This is a genomic window from Nocardioides zeicaulis, assembly GCF_042432345.1.
In the GTDB taxonomy this organism is placed as follows: domain Bacteria; phylum Actinomycetota; class Actinomycetes; order Propionibacteriales; family Nocardioidaceae; genus Nocardioides; species Nocardioides zeicaulis.
This window is the reverse complement of sequence record NZ_JBHLXH010000001.1, coordinates 2,913,441-2,932,806: the sequence shown is the minus strand read 5'-3', so window position 1 is coordinate 2,932,806 and position 19,366 is coordinate 2,913,441. Positions and strand designations below refer to the sequence as shown.

The 19,366-nt window shown below is 72.6% G+C and carries 24 protein-coding genes; 9 read left to right on the top strand and 15 right to left on the bottom strand.

Features of this window, described 5'->3' with window-relative positions:
* Positions 1-557, top strand: a 557-nt coding sequence (locus ACFFJG_RS14405) for an HNH endonuclease signature motif containing protein (RefSeq protein ID WP_378519398.1), incomplete at its 5' end; no start/stop codon positions are given.
* Positions 558-735: 178 nt separating this feature from the next.
* On the opposite strand, the gene ACFFJG_RS14400 is transcribed toward ACFFJG_RS14405, so the two are convergent.
* From ACFFJG_RS14400 to ACFFJG_RS14390, 3 genes are read right to left on the bottom strand one after another with little or no spacing between them, the layout of a single operon-like run.
* On the bottom strand, positions 736-1,437 hold the full coding sequence (locus ACFFJG_RS14400; RefSeq protein WP_378519501.1) for a PKD domain-containing protein: 702 nt from the start codon (positions 1,435-1,437) through the stop codon (positions 736-738).
* Positions 1,438-1,471: 34 nt separating this feature from the next.
* On the bottom strand, positions 1,472-2,497 hold the full coding sequence (locus ACFFJG_RS14395; protein WP_378519397.1) for a GNAT family N-acetyltransferase: 1,026 nt from the start codon (positions 2,495-2,497) through the stop codon (positions 1,472-1,474).
* Complete coding sequence (locus ACFFJG_RS14390; protein WP_378519396.1) at positions 2,494-4,182, bottom strand: ABC-F family ATP-binding cassette domain-containing protein; 1,689 nt, start codon at positions 4,180-4,182, stop codon at positions 2,494-2,496. The genes ACFFJG_RS14395 and ACFFJG_RS14390 overlap by 4 nt, the downstream gene beginning before the upstream one ends.
* A 97-nt stretch (positions 4,183-4,279) precedes the next feature.
* Between ACFFJG_RS14390 and ACFFJG_RS14385 the strand changes: the two genes are divergently transcribed.
* Positions 4,280-5,533 carry an Nramp family divalent metal transporter gene (locus ACFFJG_RS14385; RefSeq protein ID WP_378519395.1) on the top strand — a complete coding sequence of 418 codons (1,254 nt, stop codon included), beginning with the start codon at positions 4,280-4,282 and terminating at the stop codon, positions 5,531-5,533.
* Positions 5,534-5,536: 3 nt separating this feature from the next.
* Here ACFFJG_RS14385 and ACFFJG_RS14380 read toward each other — a convergent pair whose 3' ends face one another.
* The 3 genes from ACFFJG_RS14380 to mgrA are packed head-to-tail and all read right to left on the bottom strand — an operon-like array spanning position 5,537 to position 8,711.
* Positions 5,537-6,274, bottom strand: coding sequence for an N-acetyltransferase (locus ACFFJG_RS14380; protein WP_378519394.1), 738 nt, complete (start codon positions 6,272-6,274; stop codon positions 5,537-5,539).
* A 32-nt stretch (positions 6,275-6,306) separates the two neighbouring features.
* Positions 6,307-7,671 (bottom strand): FAD-dependent oxidoreductase, encoded by a 1,365-nt coding sequence (locus ACFFJG_RS14375; protein ID WP_378519393.1) that lies wholly within the window; start codon positions 7,669-7,671, stop codon positions 6,307-6,309.
* On the bottom strand, positions 7,668-8,711 hold the full coding sequence (gene mgrA / locus ACFFJG_RS14370; protein ID WP_378519392.1) for an L-glyceraldehyde 3-phosphate reductase: 1,044 nt from the start codon (positions 8,709-8,711) through the stop codon (positions 7,668-7,670). Before mgrA ends, ACFFJG_RS14375 begins: the two co-directional genes overlap by 4 nt.
* A 108-nt stretch (positions 8,712-8,819) precedes the next feature.
* Between mgrA and ACFFJG_RS14365 the strand changes: the two genes are divergently transcribed.
* Positions 8,820-10,124, top strand: a complete 1,305-nt coding sequence (locus ACFFJG_RS14365) for a cytochrome P450 (protein ID WP_378519391.1) — start codon at positions 8,820-8,822, stop codon at positions 10,122-10,124.
* Between the two features lie 3 nt (positions 10,125-10,127).
* On the opposite strand, the gene ACFFJG_RS14360 is transcribed toward ACFFJG_RS14365, so the two are convergent.
* On the bottom strand, positions 10,128-10,754 hold the full coding sequence (locus tag ACFFJG_RS14360) for a class I SAM-dependent methyltransferase (RefSeq protein ID WP_378519390.1): 627 nt from the start codon (positions 10,752-10,754) through the stop codon (positions 10,128-10,130).
* On the bottom strand, positions 10,747-11,583 hold the full coding sequence (truA, locus tag ACFFJG_RS14355) for a tRNA pseudouridine(38-40) synthase TruA (protein WP_378519389.1): 837 nt from the start codon (positions 11,581-11,583) through the stop codon (positions 10,747-10,749). Before truA ends, ACFFJG_RS14360 begins: the two co-directional genes overlap by 8 nt.
* 76 nt (positions 11,584-11,659) lie before the next feature.
* Here truA and ACFFJG_RS14350 point away from each other — a divergent pair, with 76 nt between their 5' ends.
* From ACFFJG_RS14350 to ACFFJG_RS14325, 6 genes are all read left to right on the top strand, one after another.
* The gene (locus ACFFJG_RS14350; protein ID WP_378519388.1) at positions 11,660-12,169 is read left to right on the top strand and encodes a hypothetical protein; all 510 of its coding nucleotides are present in this window, start codon (positions 11,660-11,662) and stop codon (positions 12,167-12,169) included.
* Between the two features lie 75 nt (positions 12,170-12,244).
* The gene (locus ACFFJG_RS14345) at positions 12,245-12,622 is read left to right on the top strand and encodes an ArsR/SmtB family transcription factor (RefSeq protein WP_378519387.1); all 378 of its coding nucleotides are present in this window, start codon (positions 12,245-12,247) and stop codon (positions 12,620-12,622) included.
* Positions 12,619-13,131 (top strand): SRPBCC domain-containing protein, encoded by a 513-nt coding sequence (locus tag ACFFJG_RS14340; RefSeq protein ID WP_378519386.1) that lies wholly within the window; start codon positions 12,619-12,621, stop codon positions 13,129-13,131. The genes ACFFJG_RS14345 and ACFFJG_RS14340 overlap by 4 nt, the downstream gene beginning before the upstream one ends.
* Positions 13,131-13,706 carry a TIGR03086 family metal-binding protein gene (locus ACFFJG_RS14335; protein ID WP_378519385.1) on the top strand — a complete coding sequence of 192 codons (576 nt, stop codon included), beginning with the start codon at positions 13,131-13,133 and terminating at the stop codon, positions 13,704-13,706. Before ACFFJG_RS14340 ends, ACFFJG_RS14335 begins: the two co-directional genes overlap by 1 nt.
* Positions 13,703-14,302, top strand: a complete 600-nt coding sequence (locus ACFFJG_RS14330; protein WP_378519384.1) for a dihydrofolate reductase family protein — start codon at positions 13,703-13,705, stop codon at positions 14,300-14,302. The genes ACFFJG_RS14335 and ACFFJG_RS14330 overlap by 4 nt, the downstream gene beginning before the upstream one ends.
* A 9-nt stretch (positions 14,303-14,311) precedes the next feature.
* Positions 14,312-15,283 (top strand): ketopantoate reductase family protein, encoded by a 972-nt coding sequence (locus ACFFJG_RS14325; protein WP_378519383.1) that lies wholly within the window; start codon positions 14,312-14,314, stop codon positions 15,281-15,283.
* 119 nt (positions 15,284-15,402) lie between these two features.
* On the opposite strand, the gene rplQ is transcribed toward ACFFJG_RS14325, so the two are convergent.
* The 7 genes from rplQ to infA all read right to left on the bottom strand — a co-directional run bounded on the left by rplQ (position 15,403) and on the right by infA (position 19,337).
* On the bottom strand, positions 15,403-16,002 hold the full coding sequence (gene rplQ / locus ACFFJG_RS14320; RefSeq protein ID WP_378519382.1) for a 50S ribosomal protein L17: 600 nt from the start codon (positions 16,000-16,002) through the stop codon (positions 15,403-15,405).
* Positions 16,003-16,117: 115 nt separating this feature from the next.
* Positions 16,118-17,134, bottom strand: coding sequence for a DNA-directed RNA polymerase subunit alpha (locus tag ACFFJG_RS14315; RefSeq protein WP_056599781.1), 1,017 nt, complete (start codon positions 17,132-17,134; stop codon positions 16,118-16,120).
* A gap of 124 nt (positions 17,135-17,258) precedes the next feature.
* Positions 17,259-17,867 (bottom strand): 30S ribosomal protein S4, encoded by a 609-nt coding sequence (gene rpsD, locus ACFFJG_RS14310; protein ID WP_121141542.1) that lies wholly within the window; start codon positions 17,865-17,867, stop codon positions 17,259-17,261.
* 29 nt (positions 17,868-17,896) lie between these two features.
* A complete protein-coding gene (gene rpsK / locus ACFFJG_RS14305; RefSeq protein WP_056906616.1) occupies positions 17,897-18,292 on the bottom strand; it encodes a 30S ribosomal protein S11 in 396 nt (131 codons plus the stop codon).
* A gap of 73 nt (positions 18,293-18,365) precedes the next feature.
* On the bottom strand, positions 18,366-18,740 hold the full coding sequence (gene rpsM, locus ACFFJG_RS14300) for a 30S ribosomal protein S13 (RefSeq protein WP_056599771.1): 375 nt from the start codon (positions 18,738-18,740) through the stop codon (positions 18,366-18,368).
* A gap of 231 nt (positions 18,741-18,971) precedes the next feature.
* Positions 18,972-19,085, bottom strand: coding sequence for a 50S ribosomal protein L36 (gene rpmJ, locus ACFFJG_RS14295; protein ID WP_004008316.1), 114 nt, complete (start codon positions 19,083-19,085; stop codon positions 18,972-18,974).
* A 30-nt stretch (positions 19,086-19,115) separates the two neighbouring features.
* Entirely contained in the window at positions 19,116-19,337 is a 222-nt protein-coding gene (infA, locus tag ACFFJG_RS14290) for a translation initiation factor IF-1 (RefSeq protein ID WP_056599768.1), read from the bottom strand.
* Positions 19,338-19,366: the final 29 nt, after the last annotated feature.

Genomic DNA, 19,366 nt, shown 5'->3' with positions numbered 1-19,366 from the left:
AGGTCGTCCTCCACGTCCACCTCGACGCCGACGCCGACGGTGATGACACGGTGTTCGGGCCCACCGCCCGACTCGAGAACGGCCAGCGCCTCGCGCTCCTCGACCAGGTCAAGGGCTGGTGCACGTCGTCGCGGACCAAGGTCACGATCCGGCCCGTCCTGGACCTCAATGCCGAGCTCACCACCGACACCTACGCGATCCCCGACCGGATCCGCGAACAGGTCGTCCAACGGGATCGGACCTGCGTCTTCCCGTGGTGCGCCCGCCCCGCACGGGCCTGCGACCTCGACCACGTCGTGCCCTTCGACCACGACGCCTCAGCCGAGGGCAGACCACAACCCGGCCCGACCGCGACCTCGAACCTCGCCCCGCTGTGCCGCTCACACCACCGGCTCAAGACCCACACCGCCTGGCAATACGAACACCTGCGCCCCGCCGTCTTCGAGTGGACCTCACCCCACGGTCACCACTACCTCCGCGACCACGACGGCACCACCGCACTCGAACCGCCGGTCCAGACCTCAGCGCCAGAGATCCCCAAGCCCCGCCGACCATGACCCCGCCCCACACCCCGCCACCCACCCGGTGACGGGGCCACCGGCACGTCCAGCCACCCCCTGGCCATTCACGCGGGATGCGGTGATGGTCGCGGCACGAACTCCTCGACCAGCAGGAGACACGGCGCCCCGCCCGAGCCGAGGGCCCGAGCGCGTCACCAGCCGGGGTCGGCGGACGTCACCGGACGACGCGGAGCCTCGTGAGCGACCGGTCCGAGCCGTAGCGGTTCTCGGCGCGCACCACGACCTGGTAGCGGCCGGGAGCCAGGAGCACGCCGCCGATCCGCGCGCCGAGCCGTACGACGTGCCGTCCCTCGCGCACGTCGCGCAGGGCACGGCGTGCGGTGGGCAGCCCGCCCCGGCCGCGGACGGTGACCACGACGTCCGTCTCGTCCCGCAGCCGGGCCACCCGGAACGACAGCCGGACCCGTCTCGCGACGCCTGCGGTGCCGCCTCGCGACGAGAGGGTCGAGGGTCGCAGCCGGACGCGACGCAGGACGGGAGGGTCGTAGGTGCCGGGCGGCTCGGGCTGGAACGCCGAGACCGGCACGTAGGTGGTGGTCGAGGCCGTGTTGCCTGCTGCGTCGGCCGCGGTGACCGTCACCTGGACGCTGCCGGCCTGCGTGAACGTGTGCGAGACCGTGGCGCCGGTCGCGACCCCGCCGTCACCGAAGACCCAGGAGAGCTCCACGACCCCGGAGTCGTCGTGCGCGGTCGCCGTGAGCACCGCCGTCCCGTAGACGTAGGGCGTCATCGGCGACCACGTCACGGCGTCCACGACCGGCGGCGTGGTGTCCGCCCGACGGTCCGCACCGGCCGAGGCACCGGGGACGCCCAGACCGAGCGCGAGGGCCAGGACGGTGGCGGCGGCCGGGCGCATCGGGCTCACCCCCGCATCCTGCCGCGCGCAGGTGTCAGCGGTCGAGCCGCTTCTGGAAGTCGCCGAGGCGCGCGACGGGCCGGAAGCCCAGCGCCTCGTTGACCGCGATCATGTGCGCGTTGACCTCCGCGTTGTAGGTCGTCATCCGCACGACGTCGGGCCGCTCGCGCTGCAGCAGCCGGAGGTTCGCCACCTTCACCGCCACCCCGAGCCGGTGGCCGCGGTGGCCTGGGTGCACGAGCGTGCCCCACTGGTAGGCCCGGTCGGGCTCGTGCACGGTGGTGGCCAGGTCGGTGTAGGCGACCACCTCGCCCGAGACGTCCAGCGCGACGGTGTTGAGCTTGGTGCGGCCCTGCCGGACGAGCACGGCCTCGCGCTCGCGCACCGCCTCCACGCTCGCCGACTCCTGCTCGAGCTCGAGCTCCCCCATCGGCGCCTCGGTCACCAGCGTCGCGGTCAGCCGCGCCCACCCCTCGACCAGGTCGTCGGGCACCGGGCCCGCCCACGAGCGCAGGGTGTACGCCGCGTGGGCGGACGCGGCCTCCGCAGCGAGCCGGTCCAGCACCTCGTCGGCGACGGGCAGCCTGAGCTCGCGCTGGACCTCGCCCAGGGCGAGGTCGTACCCGCGGGCCCGCGCGAACGACGGGCCGGGCGCGCCCTCGCCGGTGGGCCCGAGGTCGTGGGGCCAGCCGGCGAGGACGGTCACGATCCGGCGGCCGCGAGCGAGGAGGTCGGCCTCGACCGCCCGCAGCAGCGCCGTGCCGTGCCCGCGGCGGCGGTGCTCCGGCGCGACGTGGACCTGGACCTCCGCCAGCTCCCGGTTGTCGAGGAGCGGCAGCCGCGCCCACCCCGCCGCGGCCACCTCCCCGCCGTCACGGCCGACCCAGCCGAGGTGGGTGGCGTGGGACGCGGTGTCGTGCATCATCGCCCGCACCTCCTCGCGCTGCCACGGCGTCGCGGCCACGCCGAGGTCGTGCCGCTCGGCCCGGAGGTAGACGTCGTGCCAGGCGGCGAAGGTCGCCTCGTCGTGGACGTCGAGCGCGTGGATCTCGAGGCTCATCGCGCCCGGGCCACCCGTCCCTCGTCCCACACGGGCCCGTCGGACTCGTAGACCTCGCCGTCGGAGCCGTAGACCAGGAACCGGTCGAAGCCGCGGGCGAACCAGCGGTCGTGGGTCACCGCGAGCACGGTGCCCTCGAACGCCTCGAGACCCGCCTCGAGCGCCTCGGCCGACTGCACGTCGAGGTTGTCGGTCGGCTCGTCGAGGAGCAGCAGCGTCGCCCCGGAGAGCTCGAGCAGCAGGATCTGGAACCGCGCCTGCTGGCCACCGCTGAGCGACTCGAACCGCTGCTCCCCCGCGTGGGCGAGCTCGTAGCGGTCGAGCACCCGGCTGGCGGCCTCGCGACCCATCCCGGCGCGGCCGTCGGGCGTGCCGTCGCCGCGGTGCAGGATCTCCAGCAGGGTGCGCCCGACCAGCTCGGGGTGCTCGTGGGTCTGGACGAACCAGCCCGGCCGCACGCGCGCGCCCAGCCTGGCCGACCCGGTGTGCGGCACCGGCGCGGGCGGGTCGCCGACCGGCCGGTGCTCGACGTCGGGGTCGCTGCCGCCGGCCGCCAGCAGCCGCAGGAAGTGCGACTTGCCGGAGCCGTTCGAGCCGAGCACCGCCACCCGCTCGCCGTACCACACCTCGAGGTCGAACGGCTTCATCAGGCCCGTCAGCTCGAGGTCGGTGCACACCACGGCGCGCTTGCCCGTACGCCCGCCGCGCAGCCGCATCGTCACCTGCTGCTCGCGCGGCTGCTCGACCGGCGGACCGGCCTCCTCGAACTTCTTCAGGCGGGTCTGTGCCGCCCGGTACTGCGACGACATGCCGTCGTTGTACTCCGACTTGATCTTGAGCCGCAGCACCAGCGCCTTGATCTTCGCGTGCTCCTCGTCCCAGCGCCGGCGCATCTCCTCGAAGCGCTCGAAGCGGTCGCTGCGCGCCGCGTGGTAGCTGGCGAAGCCGCCCGGGTGCGTCCAGACCAGGTTGCCCGCGCTGCCGAGCTCGACGGTGACGATGCGGGTGGCGGTGTTGTCGAGCAGCTCGCGGTCGTGGCTGATGAACAGGATCGTCTTGGCCGACTCGCGGATCCGCTCCTCGAGCCAGATCTTGCCGGGCACGTCGAGGTAGTTGTCCGGCTCGTCGAGCAGCAGCACCTGGTCGGGCCCGCGCAGCAGGTACTCCAGCACCAGGCGCTTCTGCTCGCCGCCGGACAGCGTGCTGAGCAGGCGGTGGCGGGCACGGTCGAACGGCATGCCCATGGCGGCGGTGGTGCACACGTCCCACGTGACCTCGACGTCGTACCCGCCCGCGTCGGCGTACTCCCCGAGTGCCTCGGCGTAGGCCATCTGCGTCTTCTCGTCGTCGGTGTCCATGAGCGCGAGCTCGCAGGCGTCGACACGCTCGGCGGCGCGGCGCACCCGCTCGGGCGCCACCGACAGCAGCAGGTCGTGGACGGTCTCCTCACCCCCGCCGTGGCCGACGAACTGGCGCATCACCCCGAGCCCGCCGGAGCGCGTGACCACGCCCGCGTGCGGCGTCAGGTCGCCGGTGACGATGCGGAGCAGGGTGGTCTTGCCGGCGCCGTTGGCTCCGACGAGCGCCACCTTCTGCCCGTCGCCGACGCGGAAGCTCACGTCGTCGAGCAGCACCCGCCCGTCGGGCAGCTCGTACCTCACATTGGCAACGTCCACGTGTCCCACGACGGAGGATTCTCCCCTGCCGCGGGCCCTGCCGTCGCGCGAGTTTGCGACGATCGACCCGCGCCCGGTGGTCTGGACCGCGGTTAGGGTGCAGTGCATGGCGACCACCACCGGAGACCAGCCCACGACCGTCCCCCGGTGGAAGGTGATCGGGCCCGGCCTGGTCGTGGCCGCCACCGGCGTGGGCGCGGCCGACCTCGTCGCGACGCTGATCGCGGGCCAGAAGTTCGGCTACACGCTGCTGTGGTGCGTGGTCGTGGGCTGCGTCATGAAGATCGTGCTCGTCGAGGGCGCCGGCCGGTACTCGCTCGCGACCGGGCGCACCATCTTCGAGGGCTGGCGCTCGCTCGGTGCGTGGACGACCTGGTACTTCGCGCCCTACATCGTGATCTGGGGCTTCGTCTACGGTGCGGCCGCGATGGCCGGCACCGGCCTCGCGCTGCAGGGCCTGCTGGGCGGGCTCTCGACCACCTGGTGGGGCATCCTGTCGGGCCTCATCGGCCTCGTGCTGGTGTGGACCGGGCGCTACGCCGTGTTCGAGAAGGTGCTCGCCGCGCTCGTCGGGATCATGTTCGTCACCATGGTGGGCGCGGCGCTGCTGACGCTGCCGAACCTCGGCGAGCTGCTGACCGGCCTCGCGCCGCGCATCCCCGACGGCGGCCTGGTCAACACCCTCGCCCTCGCGGGCGGCGTCGGCGGCACGATCACGCTCGCCGCCTACGGCTACTGGCTGCGCGAGAAGGGCTGGGACACCCCGGCGTACATGCGGGTCATGCGCATCGACAACACCGTCGCCTACGTCGTCACCGGCATCTTCGTGCTCGCCACCCTCGTCGTCGGCGCCGAGCTGCTCTACTCCACCAGCGTCGCGATCGAGTCCGGCGACGCCGGACTGCTGGACCTCGGCGTCGTGCTGCAGGACCGCTACGGGCAGTGGGCCGGCAAGCTCTTCCTGGTGGGCTTCTGGGCGGCCGCGATGTCGTCGCTGGTCGGCGTGTGGAACGGCGTCAGCCTGATGTTCGCCGACTTCGCGACCAACATCAGCAACGGCCCGGCCGAGGACGCCCGCGCCGGCGGGAGGTGGTACCGCGGCTACGTCCTGTGGCTGACGTTCCCGCCGATGGTGATGATGTTCCTGGGCAAGCCGGTGTGGCTGATCCTGGCGTACGGCGTGCTCGGCGCGTTCTTCATGCCGTTCCTCGCGGTCACCCTGCTGTGGCTGCTCAACACCGACCGCACGCCGGCGGAGTGGCGCAACAAGCTGCACTCCAACGTGCTGATGGTGATCATTGCCCTCGCGTTCGTCGCCCTGTGCGTCAACGAGGTGCGCAAGGCGGTCGACGGCGCCTGAGGCTCACGCCCCGGTCGGGTGCCGCACCCAGACGTTGGGCTCGACGTAGACGGCGGTGCCGTGCTCGGCGTCGCACATCACCGGCGCCAGCGCTCCCGGCACGACGACCGGGCCGGTGGTGTCGAAGGGCAGACCCGTCCACGCGCGCCACTCCTCGACGGTGCCCGGGATGACCATGGAGCGCGGCGCGACCCGGTCGATGCGGCCGCCGGCACGCACGTGCACCCGGAGCCACGGGTCGACCGGCAGGCCGTCGTCGCGGGTCCGGAAGGCGTACGACGACATCGGCTCGTGGACGTCGCCCTTGCCGTTGGGCCGCACCGGGGCGAGGAGCTCGGCGAAGCCCAGGCGCGCGGCGTTGTCGCGCAGCGCGGCGACCATGCGACCGGACAACCCGGTGCCCTGCAGCTCGGGCACGACCGCGATCTCGACGGCCGTGATCGCGTTGGCCGTCGCACCCCACGCCGGCGTCAGCACCGCGCTGCGGAGCGCGAAGTCCCAGCCGGCGTCGGGAAGGTCGCCGTCGGGCAGCTGGAAGGGCGCGCTGTGGGCCTTGGCGACGATCCGGCCCTCGCCGTCGAGCGCGACCAGCACGTGCTCGAGGAAGTACTCCTCGATGCAGGAGTAGTACGCGTTGCCGATCGGGTCGTGCATCATGAACTCCGGCCACGAGGTGGGCATCGACCAGAACACGTCCCACGGCTGCGGCCGCTCGGCGAGGGTGACGATCTCGAGCTCCATGACGCCAGTGTCGTCGCCCCGGCAACCGGATTTCAGATCCGCTCGGCCACCCGCCGGGCAGCCACCTGCAGCACGTCCCACGCGGTCGCGAACGGCGGAGCGTAGGCCAGGTCCATCCACGCGAGGTCGTCGACGGTGCCGCCGTGCCACAGCACCGCGGCGGCGGCGTCCACGCGCTTGCCCGCCCCCCGGCCACCCACCAGCTGGACGCCGAGCAGGCGCCGGGTGGCGCGGTCGGCCATCACCCAGATCGCGACCGGGTCGGCCTCCGGCATGTAGCCGCTCGCAGTGGACCCCTCGGTGACCAGCACGACCGGGTCGAGCCCTGCCGCCTCGGCGTCCTTGCGGGACAGGCCGGTGCGCGCGATCTCGACGTACTGGCCGCCTGCGGCGAAGCGGGTGATCGAGGTGTCGGTCATCCCCTCGAACGACAGCGACCCGCCGGCGAGCGAGTCCCCGAGCGCGCGACCGTGCTTGTTGGCGTGCGTGCCGAGCGGCCGGAACACCCAGGCGTCGTCGATGCGTCGGCGCACCTCGCAGCAGTCACCGGCCGCCCACACGCCGTCGGCCACGCGGCCGTGGGGGTCGGGCCGCAGCGCACCGCCCTCGGTGAGCGGCACGTCGGTGCCGCGCAGGAAGTCGGTGGCGGGCCGCACGCCGACCGAGACCACGACGAGGTCGGCGTCGCGGGTGCCCCCGTCCCAGCGCACGCCCGTGACGCGGTCGCCGTCGAGCTCGAGGCCGGTCACCTCCGCGCCGAGCACCAGCTCGACGCCGGCGTCGACCAGCGCCTGGTTGACGAGGTCGGACATCTCGTCCTCGAGCATCCCCATGCCGCGGGTGCGGGTCAGGACCGTCACCCCGAGACCCCGTCGCAGCGCGGCCTCCGCCACCTCGACGCCGACGTAGCCGGCCCCGACCACGACGACGTGCGCCCCCGGACCGGCCTCCTCGAACCGCTCGAGCCACGCGCCGCCGTCGTCCAGCGTCTTGACGGTGCCGACCCCGGCGTACGCCGTCCCGTCGGGCCGCAGTGCCCAGTCGGGCAGGACGGCCGGGGCGCCGGTGGCGACGACCAGCTCGTCGTAGGCGAACACCTCGCCGTTCGCGACGGTCGCGGTGCGCGCCGCGGTGTCGACGGCGACCACCTCGGTGCCCATCCGCAGGTCGAGGCCGCTGGCGAGGTGCTCGTGGGCGCTGCGGGCGACCAGGTCGCCCGGGTCGTCGACGTCGCCGGCCATCCAGTACGGGATGCCGCACGCGGAGTACGACGTGTGGTGACCGCGCTCGAGCACGGTGACCGACAGCTCGCGGCCGTTCTTCCGCGCGGTGCGCAGTGCCTGGTGCGCCGCCGACATCCCGGCGGCGTCGGCCCCGACGACCAGGACCCGCGTCACTGCTCCGCCCACAGGTTCACGCCCGACTCGACGGCGTACCGGTCGATCTCCGCGAGCTCGTCGTCGCCCAACGGCGGGCCGGACAGCGCGTCGAGGTTGGTGTCGAGCTGCTCGACGCTTGAGGCGCCGATGACCGCGCTGGTGACGCGGGGGTCGCGCAGCACCCACTGCAGGGCGAGCTGCGCGAGCCGCTGCCCGCGTTGCTGGGCGATGCCGTCGAGCGCCCGCACCCGGTCGAGGACGGTCTCGTCGAGCCCGGCGACGGTGGATCCCTCGCGCGCGGCACGCGAGTCGGCCGGCACGCCGTCGAGGTAGCGGTCGGTGAGCACGCCCTGGGCGAGCGCGGTGAAGACGATGCAGCCCATCCCCTGCTCCTCGAGCTCGTCGAGCAGGCTCGGGCCGTCGTCGCCCGGCCCCTCGATCCACCGGTTGAGCATCGAGTAGGACGGCTGGTGGATGAGCAGCGGCGTGCCGAGGTCGTGGGCGATGGCGGCGGCCTCGCGGGTCTGCGTCGCCGAGTACGACGAGATGCCGACGTAGAGGGCGCGACCCGAGCGCACGGCGGTGTCGAGCGCCGTCATCGTCTCCTCGAGGGGCGTCTCGGGGTCGAAGCGGTGGCTGTAGAAGATGTCGACGTAGTCCAGGCCCATCCGGCGCAGCGACTGGTCGAGGGAGGCCAGGACGTACTTGCGCGAGCCGCCGCCCTGGCCGTAGGGGCCGGGCCACATGTCGTAGCCCGCCTTGGTCGAGACCACCAGCTCGTCGCGGTAGGGCGCGAAGTCGTCGGCGAGGTAGCGCCCGAAGTTCTCCTCGGCACGGCCGTAGGGCGGGCCGTAGTTGTTCGCCAGGTCGAAGTGCGTCACGCCCCGGTCGAAGGCGCGGCGCAGGATGGCGCGCTGGGTCTCCTCGGTTCGGTCGGTGCCGAAGTTCTGCCACAGGCCCAGGGACAGCGCGGGCAGCCGCAGCCCGCTCCGGCCCGTCGGCCGGTAGTGCATCCCGGTCGCGTCGTCGTACCTGTCGGGCGCTGCGTCGTAGGCCATGCGCCCCATCCTGCCCGAGCCCTCGAACCCCGTTCCCCCACGAGGCTCGGGGACGACTCGGGGTCGATCCTGATTGAGAGGGCGCTCCCGTTCCGTTTGACTGGACGCATGGCCACCTCGTTGCCGTCCTCCCTGCGCGGCACAGCCCTACGCGGAACAGCCCTGCGCAGCACCGCCCTGCGCCTGGCTCTCTCCGGCGCGCGGCGCGTGCCGTACGTCAGGAGGGTGCCGGCGCGCATCCGGTTCCCCCTCGAGCGCCACGGCGTCGCGCCCGTCGCCCGCCTGGCCGCCACGCGCGAACGGGGCGAGGTGGTGCGCTTCGCGAGCCTGCTCGGCACCCGCGTCTGGCTCGTCACCGGGTACGACGTCGCGCGCACCGTGCTGGCCGACTCCACGTCGTTCGCCAACGACGTCCGCGACCTGATCGGCCGCCAGGACCGCGCACCCGCCGAGCGGATCGGCGGGCTGGGCATGACCGACCAGCCCGACCACGGGCGGCTCCGCGGCGTGCTGACGCCGTACTTCACCCGCCGCCGGCTCGCCGAGCTGCAGGCCGACATCGACCGGGTCGTCGAGGCCGCGCTCGACGACATGGAGGCCCACGGGCCGGAGGTCGACCTCGTCGCCCGCTTCGGCTTCCAGGTGCCGTTCGGGGTGATCTGCGACCTCCTCGGCATGCCGGAAATCGACCGCGAGGCGTTCCGCCGCCAGGGCGCGGCCCGCTTCGACCTGCGCGACGCGGGCGCGGGGATCTTCGACACCGCCGCCGGCACCCGGCAGTTCCTCATCGACCTCGTCGCCGAGGAGCGCCGCAACCCTCACCTGCCCGACGGCCTGGTGGCGCGGATGGTCGCCGACCACGGCGACCGGCTCGACGACGTCGAGCTGGGCGGGCTGGCCGACGGCGTGTTCCTCGGCGGCTACGAGACCAGCGCCAGCATGCTGTCGCTCGGCACCTGGGTGCTGCTCCAGCACCCCGAGGCCTGGGCGACACTGCGCGCCGGCGAGCCCGCCGCGGTCGAGCGCGTGGTCGACGAGCTGCTCCGCTTCGTGTGCCCGGTGCAGATGGCGTTCCCGCGCGTGGCCCGCCACGAGGTGGTGGTCGGCGACCAGGTCGTGCGGGCCGGCGACATCGTGCTGGTCTCCCTCACCGGCGCCGGCCGCGACCCCGCACGCCACCCGGCGCCGGAGGACTTCGACCCGGCGCGCGAGCCGGTGGCCACCCTCGCGTTCGGCCACGGCCTGCACCGGTGCGTGGGCGCCGAGCTGGCGCGGATGGAGCTGCGCACGGCGCTGGTCGCGCTGGCGCGGCGGTTCCCGGACCTGGCGCTGGCCTGCGACCCGGCCGACCTCCGCTTCACCGAGCTGGCCATCGTCCACGGGGTGGAGCGGCTGCCGGTCCGGCTGCGCTGAGGCTCAGCCGCGGCGCGTCTCCAGGACCCGGAAGCCCTTGCTGCTGGCGAGCCGCTCGGTGGGCCAGCCCTGGTCGGTCAGCCACCGCTGCAGGGAGTCGCCCCCGAGGTTCTTGCCGACGACCATCACCATGCGCCCGCCCGGAGCCAGGGTCGGCAGCCAGCGCAGGAGCAGCTCGTGGAGCGCCTGCTTGCCGATGCGGATGGGTGGGTTCGACCAGATCTCGTCGAAGACCTGGCCGTGCGGCACCTGCTCGGGCAGGCACGCCACGAACCGCGAGGACAGGCCGGCGGCGCGGGCGTTGTCGTTGGCCAGCAGCAGCGCCCGCTCGTTGACGTCGACGGCGGTGACGTTGGCCAGCGGCACGGCACGTGCGATCGCCAGGCCGATCACGCCGTAGCCGCAGCCGAGGTCGAGGAACTGCCCCTGCACCGGCGGCGGGAGCTCGCGGAACAGCACGGCGGTGGCGTGGTCGAGGTGGCCGCGGCTGAAGACGCCCGAGCCGGTCTCGAAGGTCATCTCGTGGCCCCACGGCGCCGCCGTGAACGACTCCCGCTCGAACGGGACGGCGGGGTCCGCGGAGAAGTAGTGCTCCTGCTGCTCACCCTGCTCCGGGTCGTGCTCAGCCATCGATCGCCTCTCGTCGTGCTCGTGCCCGCTCCGCCTGCACGGCGAGCTCCTGGTCGTCGGGGTAGCCGACCTCCTCCAGCGTGAGGCCGTGCGCGTGCACCACCCGTACGCCGGCGTCGCGCCGTCGCCCGGCCATCACCTCCGCCGGCCAGTCGACCGGCTTGCGCCCCTCCCCCACGGCGATCAGGCTGCCGACCAGCGCCCGCACCATGTTGTGGCAGAAGGCGTCGGCGCGCACGTCGCCGACCGCGACGCCCGAGGGGTCCCGCCTCCAGCCGAGGTCGAGGAGGGTGCGCACCGTGGTGGCGCCCTCGCGCTGCTTGCAGAAGGCCGCGAAGTCCTGGAGGCCGACGAGAGGGGCCGAGGCCCGGTTCATCGCGTCGAGGTCGAGCGGTCTGCCCCAGGTCAGCACGTGGCCGCGGACCAACGGGTCCACGACGTCGCGCGTGTCCGCGATCCGGTAGGCGTAGCGACGCCAGACCGCGGAGAAGCGCGCGTCGAAGCCCGTCGGCGCCTCGCTGACCCGGCGCACCCGCAGGTCGGGCGGGAGGATCCCGTCGACGCGGCGGGCGAGGGCGTCCAGCGGCGGGTCCGTGGACCGGCCCGCGGACGCCGCGACCACGCCGGGGTCGACGTCGAGGTGCGCGACCTGGCCTCGCGCGTGCACCCCGGCGTCGGTGCGTCCTGCGACGGTGACGCGGACCTCGGGCAGGCGCAGTGCGGTCGCGAGCGCCGTCTCGAGGGTGCCCTGCACCGTGCGGCGCGCGGGCTGCGCAGCCCACCCGGAGAAGTCCGTGCCGTCGTAGGCACAGTCGATCCGCAGGCGCACGGCACGATCCTAGGCGGACGCGGACCCCGCGCCCCGAGGGGTGTCGGCGCCGGCCGCGACTGCCTAGGCTGAGCAGGTGAGCGATGCGACGACCCGCGGTCGGCTCCTCCTCCTCCTCCTCGTGGCGCTCGCCGCGACGCTGCTGCCCGTCCCGGTGGCGACGGCCGCGACCCCGAGTGCCCGCGCGGGTTGCAGCGCGGACGCCGCGTGCCGCACCGACTCCGACGGCGACGGCCTCGACGACGCCCTCGACGGGTGTCCCGCGGCGGCCTCGACCAACCCGACGGGCTGTCCGTCGGCCGAGCGGCGCGCCAGGCTGCGCTGGCGCGAGGGCGCGGGCCGGCTCGAGGCCCGGATCACCTCGCCGGTGGACGCCTGTGCCGCCCGGGCCCGCATCAAGCTGTGGCGGGTCCGCGCCGGCGCGGACCTGCGGGTGGACTCGGAGAACGCCGCGGCGTCCGGACGACGGCGCTTCCGGGTCGCGCGGGGCGCGCGCTACTACGTCACCGTCTCCCCCTCCTACGCCTCGGGCCAGGCCGAGTGCCTGAAGGCCGCCTCGAGGACCGTGCGCGTGCCGCGTCGCTAGCTCAACCAGATGGTTGACAAGGGCTGACGACAGCTCTACCGTCATTGTCAACCCAACGGTTGAGGAAGGTACGACGTGTCCGACCCGCTCTCCCGCGTCTTCGCCGCGCTCGCCGACCCGACCCGCCGCGACATGGTGGCCCGCCTCACCGAGGCCGACCACACCGTCGGCGAGCTGGCCGCGCCGTACGACGTCAGCCTCCAGGCCGTCTCCAAGCACCTGAAGGTGCTGGAGGACGCCGGCCTGGTGACGCGCAGCAGGGAGGCCCAGCGACGACCGGTGCACCTGGAAGCAGAGGTGTTCGACCTCATGACGAAGTGGATCGAGCGCTACCGCCGGCAGGCCGAGGCGCGCTACTCCCGCCTCGACGCCGTGCTCGCGAGCCTGCCGGACGACGAGACCAGCCAGACCAGCCAGACCAGCCAGACCAGCCAGGAAGGAACCGCACCATGACCGGCACCACCCAGCAGTCCCGGTACTCCGAGGCCGCCATCGAGGCGGACCCCACGGTCCCCGCGATCCACATCTGGCGTGACTTCGCCGCCACGCCCGCGCAGCTCTTCCGCGCCCACACCGACCGCGACCTGTTCGCCGCCTGGGTCGGGCCCGACGGCGTCTCGGCCGACATCAGCGAGTGGGATGCCCGCGACGGGGGCTCCTGGCGCTACACCGCGCGCGGCAAGCACGACCGGGAGGGCTTCGAGACCTCCTTCCGCGGCTGCTTCCACACCGTGCGCGAGGACCGCATCGTGCAGACCTTCACCTGGGAGGGGATGCCCGACGGCGTGGCCCTGGAGACGGTGACCTTCGAGGACCTCGGCGACGGCCGCAGCCGGCTCCACGCCGTGAGCCTCTGCGACTCCTTCGAGGACCGCGACGCCTGGCTGCGCAGCGGCATGGAGGTCGGCGTCAACGACGGCTACGCCGCGCTCGACCGGATGATCGCCGAGGGCCGGGTCTGATGGCGCTCCCTCCCGCCCCGGCCGCCCGGCACGCGATCGTGGCCGGCGAGCTCACCCGGCTCGCCGCCGCGACGACCGACTGGGGTGCACCCGCGCCCGTCGACGGGTGGACAGCCCGCGACGTCGTCGGCCACCTCGTCGGGTGGTTCCCGGGGTTCCTCGCCGCCGGAGGGGTCGAGCTGGCGCCCGGGCCCGCGGTCGAGGACGACCCGCTCGGCGCGTGGCGGCACCAGGCCGACGCGGTGCAGGCGCTGCTCGACGAGCGCGGCGACGAGCCGTTCACGCACCCCTACGTCGGCACGCACCGGCTCGACGGCGCCGTCGACCAGTTCTACACCGCCGACGTCTTCATGCACTCCTGGGACCTCGCCAGGGCCACCGGCCAGGAGCCGCGGCTCGACGAGGACGTCGCCGCGCAGATGCTCGAGGGCATGCGGCCCATCGAGGCGATGCTGCGCGACTCGGGCCAGTACGGCCCCGCCGTGCCCGTCCCCGAGAGCGCCTCAGCCGTCGACCGGTTGATGGGCTTCGTCGGTCGCGACCCGGGATGGTCGTCCGGGGGCGCTGCGCGATGAGCACCGTGGTGCTGCACGCCGTGGTCTCGCTCGACGGCTTCGTGGCCGGCCCCGACGACGACCCGGGGCCGCTGTTCGACTGGTACTTCAACGGCGACCTACCCCTGGCACCGCAGGACATGGACGACCCGGCGCCCGGGGGCCTGCGCGTCTCGGCCGCCTCCCACGCCTACGTCCGCGACGCGTGGGACGGCGTCGGCTGCATGGTCATCGGCCGGCGCCTGTTCGACCTCACCGACGGCTGGCAGGGTCGCCCTCCGGCCGGGGAGCACGTGGTCGTGGTGTCGCACCGCCCCAGGCCCGACGGATGGCACCCGGAGGCGTCCTACACATTCGTCGACGACGTCGCGGAGGCCGTCGCCACGGCACGCACGCTCGCCGGTGAACGCACCGTGTCCGTCGCGGCGGGCGACGTCGGCGGCCAGTGCCTCGCGCTCGGCCTCGTGGACGAGGTGGCCACCGACCTCGCGCCCGTCGTGCTCGGCGACGGCCGGCGCTTCTTCGGCCACGACACCGGCCGGCACCTGCTCGAGGACCCCCACGTCGTCATCCAGGGCGACCGGGTGCTGCACCTGAGGTTCCGCGTGCGCTCGTAGGGTCGAGGCATGCGATACGTGGTGTACGGCGCGGGCGCCGTCGGCGGAGTCATCGGCGGCCACCTCCACCTGGCGGGGCTGCCGGTCACGCTGGTCGCCCGCGGGGCCCACCTCGAGGCGATCCGTGCGCACGGGCTGCTGCTCGACAGCGGCACCGGGCGGCACCGGATCGACGCGCCGGCCACCGACACCGCTGCCGACGTCGCGTGGACCGACGACACTGTCGTGGTGCTCGCGGTGAAGTCCCACCAGGCCGCCGGCGCCCTCGACGACCTCCGTCGCCACGCCCCGGCCGAGGTCGCCGTCGTCTGCGCCACCAACGGCGTCGCCACCGAGACCGCGGCGCTGCGCCTCTTCGCCCGCACGTACTCCGTCTGCGTGATGCTGCCCGCGTCGCACCTCGAGCCCGGCGTCGTCGTCGCCGGGTGCCACCCGACGCCGGCGATCCTCGACGTCGGCCGCATCCCCGGCGGCACCGACGCGACCACGGCCGCCGTGGCCGCCGACCTCCGCGCGGCCGGCATCGCGTCGCAGGAGCGCGACGACATCCTGGCGTGGAAGCGCCGCAAGCTCCTGATGAACCTGGGCAACGGGGTCGACGCCTCCTTCGTGCCCGGGGCCGACGCCGACCGGCTCGCCGACCTCGCCGTCGCGGAGGGCGAGCGGGCCCTCACCGCGGCGGGGCTGGCCTACGTCACCGCCGAGGAGGACCGCGCGCGGCGGGGAGACGTCCTGCAGCGCCGTCCGGGGCTCGAGCGTGGTGGCGGCTCGACGTGGCAGAGCCTGGCCCGTGGCACCGGCGACTCCGAGATCGACTACCTCGCCGGCGAGGTCGTGCTGCTCGGCCGGCTCCACGGCGTCCCCACCCCCGTCAACGAGGCGGTCGTCGCAGCCACGCGGCACCTCGCCCGGACCGGTGGTGCACCTCGCAGCCTCGACCCGGCCTCCGTCCTCGCGGCCCTCTCAGCCACCGAGCGGTGAGCAGGACAAGGTCTGGCCGCTCAGAACCTGCTCTCCTCACCGCTGACGCAGGCGGACACGCAGCGAGGCCCGCCACCCCACAGGGGTGACGGGCCTCGCGAGTCGCACTCGGACCTGGGTCAGGCCTTGGCGTCGTCCTCGGTGGACTCCTCGGCGTCGGCCTCGGCGGCCGGCTCCTCGGTGACCTCGGCGGCGTCGCCCTGGGCCTGGGCCTCGGCGGTGTCCGTGTCGGCAGCCTCGGTCTCGACGACCTCGGTCTGTCCGTCGACGTCCTCGGCCTCGACCTCGGCCGGAGCGGCCTCGGCGGGCGCGGGAGTCGCAGCGGCCTGGGTCTTCTTGGTCGAGGGGGCCTTCGGGCTGTAGGCCTCGGTGACCAGCTCGATGACCGCCATGGGGGCGTTGTCGCCCTTGCGGGGGCCGATCTTGGTGATGCGGGTGTAGCCGCCGGGACGCTCGGCCATGACCGGGGCGATCTCGGTGAACAGGGTGTGCACGACCGACTTGTCGCGGACGGTCTTGAGGACCTCGCGACGGTTGTGCAGGTCGCCCCGCTTGGCCTTGGTGATCAGCTTCTCCGCGACCGGGCGCAGCAGGCGCGCACGGGTCTCGGTGGTGGTGATCCGGCCGTGCTCGAACAGGGCCGTGGCCAGGTTCGAGAGCATCAGGCGCTGGTGGGCGGGGCTGCCGCCGAGGCGGGGGCCCTTCTTGGGCTTGGGCATGTCGTGCCTTCCTTCTCTCGGGCCGTGTCAGGTACCCGGGTAGACGACCGGCCCGGCGGAGTGCCGGGCCCGGTCGGTTTGCTTGTCAGCATCCCGGCGCGGAGCCGGGGGTGGATCAGAGCTGCTCGTCCTCGATGAAGGCGTCGTCGTCGTCGTCGCCGTAGGCGGCGAGGGCGGCGTGCGGGTCGAAGCCGGGGGCGCTGTCCTTGAGCGAGAGGCCCATCTCGACGAGCTTGGCCTTGACCTCGTCGATCGACTTCGCACCGAAGTTGCGGATGTCGAGCAGGTCCTGCTCCGAGCGGGAGATGAGCTCACCCACGGTGTGGATGCCCTCGCGCTTGAGGCAGTTGTACGAGCGGACCGTGAGCTGCAGGTCCTCGACCGGCAGGGCCAGGTCGGCGGCGAGCTGCTCGTCGACGGGCGACGGGCCGATGTCGATGCCCTCGGCCTCGACGTTGAGCTCGCGGGCCAGGCCGAAGAGCTCGACGAGGGTCTTGCCGGCCGAGGCGATCGCGTCGCGGGGACGGATCGACGGCTTGGTCTCGACGTCGATGACGAGCTTGTCGAAGTCGGTGCGCTGCTCGACTCGGGTGGCCTCGACCTTGTAGGTCACCTTCAGCACGGGGCTGTAGATGGAGTCGACCGGCATCCGGCCGATCTCGTTGTCGGCACCCTTGTTCTGCACCGCCGAGACGTAGCCGCGGCCGCGCTCGACGACGAGCTCCATCTCCAGCTTGCCCTTGTCGGACAGCGTGGCGATCTTGAGCTCGGGGTTGTGCACCTCCACGCCGGCCGGCGGGGTGATGTCGGCGGCGGTGACGTCACCGGCACCCGACTTGCGCAGGTACATCACGACCGGCTCGTCGTGCTCGGAGGACACCACGATGCCCTTGAGGTTGAGGATGATCTCGGTCATGTCCTCGGTGACGCCCTCGATGGTCGAGAACTCGTGGAGGACGGAGTCGACCTTGATGCTGGTGACCGACGCGCCGGGGATCGAGCTGAGGAGCGTGCGGCGCAGCGAGTTGCCGAGCGTGTAGCCGAAGCCCGGCTCAAGGGGCTCGATCACGAACCGCGAGCGGAACTCGTCGACGGTCTCTTCCGTGAGGGTCGGGCGCTGAGCGATAAGCACGGAGTTTTTCCTTTCCGGATCCACCCACTATTTGACGGATCCGAACATGGTGGGAAGTGGAGGGGGTGTGGCGCAGGAGTGCGGCGCCGGTGGCCACCCGTGAGGGGCGACCACCGGCGGTGGGTCACTTCTTGGAGTAGAACTCGACGATCAGCTGCTCCTGGACCGGGACGTCGATCTGCGCCCGGACCGGGACCTGGTGGACCAGGATGCGCATCCGCGAGGGGATGACCTCCATCCACGCGGGGGTGACGCGCTCGCCGTGGGTCTCACGGGCCACGATCAGCGGGGTCATCTCGAGCGACTTCTCGCGCACGTCGATGATGTCGTGGTCGGTGACCTGGAAGGACGGGATGTTGACCTTCTTGCCGTTGACCAGGAAGTGGCCGTGCACGACGAGCTGGCGGGCCTGGCGGCGCGTCCGGGCGAAGCCGGCGCGGTAGACCACGTTGTCGAGGCGGCACTCGAGCAGCTGCAGGAGGTTGTCGCCGGTCTTGCCCTGGCGACGGCTGGCCTCCTTGTAGTAGCGGACGAACTGCTTCTCCATCACGCCGTAGGTGAAGCGGGCCTTCTGCTTCTCACGGAGCTGGAGCAGGTACTCCGACTCCTTGATGCGGCCGCGGCCGTGCTGGCCGGGGGCGTAGGGACGCTTCTCGAAGGCAGCGTCGCCGCCGACGAGGTCGACACCGAGACGGCGCGACTTGCGGGTCATGGGACCGGTGTAGCGGGCCATGTGTCAGTCTCTCTTTCTCAGTCTCGGGGTCAGACGCGGCGGCGCTTGGGCGGCCGGCATCCGTTGTGCGGGGTGGGCGTGACGTCCTGGATGGTGCCGACCTCGAGGCCGATGGCACCCAGCGAACGGATGGCGGTCTCACGACCCGAGCCCGGGCCCTTGACGAAGACGTCGATCTTCTTCATGCCGTGGTCCATGGCGCGACGGCCGGCGGCCTCGGCAGCCATCTGGGCGGCGAACGGGGTGGACTTGCGCGAGCCCTTGAAGCCGACGGTGCCGGCAGAGGCCCACGAGATCACCGCGCCGGTCGGGTCGGTGATGGTGACGATGGTGTTGTTGAACGTGCTCTTGATGTGGGCTTCGCCCTGGGCGACGTTCTTCTTCTCCTTGCGGCGGACCTTGGTCGCGCGGCTCTTGGGAGGCATTCACTAACTCCTGATGAGGTCTGGTCTGGAAGCTTCTGGGAGGAAGGCGTGGATCACTGCGCGGGGGCGCAGGTCACTTCGCCTTCTTCTTGCCGGCGACGGTGCGCTTGGGGCCCTTGCGGGTGCGCGCGTTGGTCTTGGTGCGCTGGCCGCGGACCGGGAGGCCCATGCGGTGGCGGCGACCCTGGTAGCTGCCGATCTCGATCTTGCGGCGGATGTCCGCCTGGACCTCACGGCGGAGGTCACCCTCGATCTTGAAGTTGGCTTCGATCTCGTCGCGAAGCTTGACCAGCTCCTCGTCACCGAGCGTGTGGACCCGGGCGTTCGGGTCGACGCCGGTGGCAGCGAGCAGCTGCTGGGCGCGGGTACGGCCGATGCCGTAGATGTAGGTGAGTGCGATCTCGATGCGCTTGTCGCGCGGGAGGTCCACACCAACGAGGCGTGCCATGTGGCGTTTCCTTGTCTGTTCTCGCATCGGTTTCTGGTCGTGTCGCGTCCCATCCCGCCTCGGGTGGGCTCCGGCCGGTGCTCCGGAGGTGACTTCAGCCCGCCTGGGCGGGCCTAGCGATCACGTTGTGGGGTTGTACGGCGTTGCGGTGGATCTGCTGGGGTCCAAGCCCGCTTGCCGCAAGCGGCTGCGCGGCTCGCGCTGCTCGTCCGGCAAGCCGGACGAGGTCGATCAGCCCTGCCGCTGCTTGTGGCGGGGGTTCTCGCAGATGACCATGACCCGGCCGTGACGGCGGATGACCTTGCACTTGTCACAGATGGGCTTGACGCTGGGGTTGACCTTCATGTCAACGATCCTTGCTACTCGGCTGGCTGGTTACTTGTAGCGGTAGACGATGCGACCCCGCGTGAGGTCGTACGGCGAGAGCTCCACCACGACCCGGTCCTCGGGGAGGATCCGGATGTAGTGCTGTCGCATCTTGCCGCTGATGTGCGCGAGCACCTTGTGCCCGTTGGCCAGCTCCACACGGAACATGGCGTTGGGAAGGGCCTCCACGACGGTGCCCTCGATCTCGATCACGCCTTCTTTCTTCGGCATGTCCTCCACAATCTGTTGTCTCGTTGTCT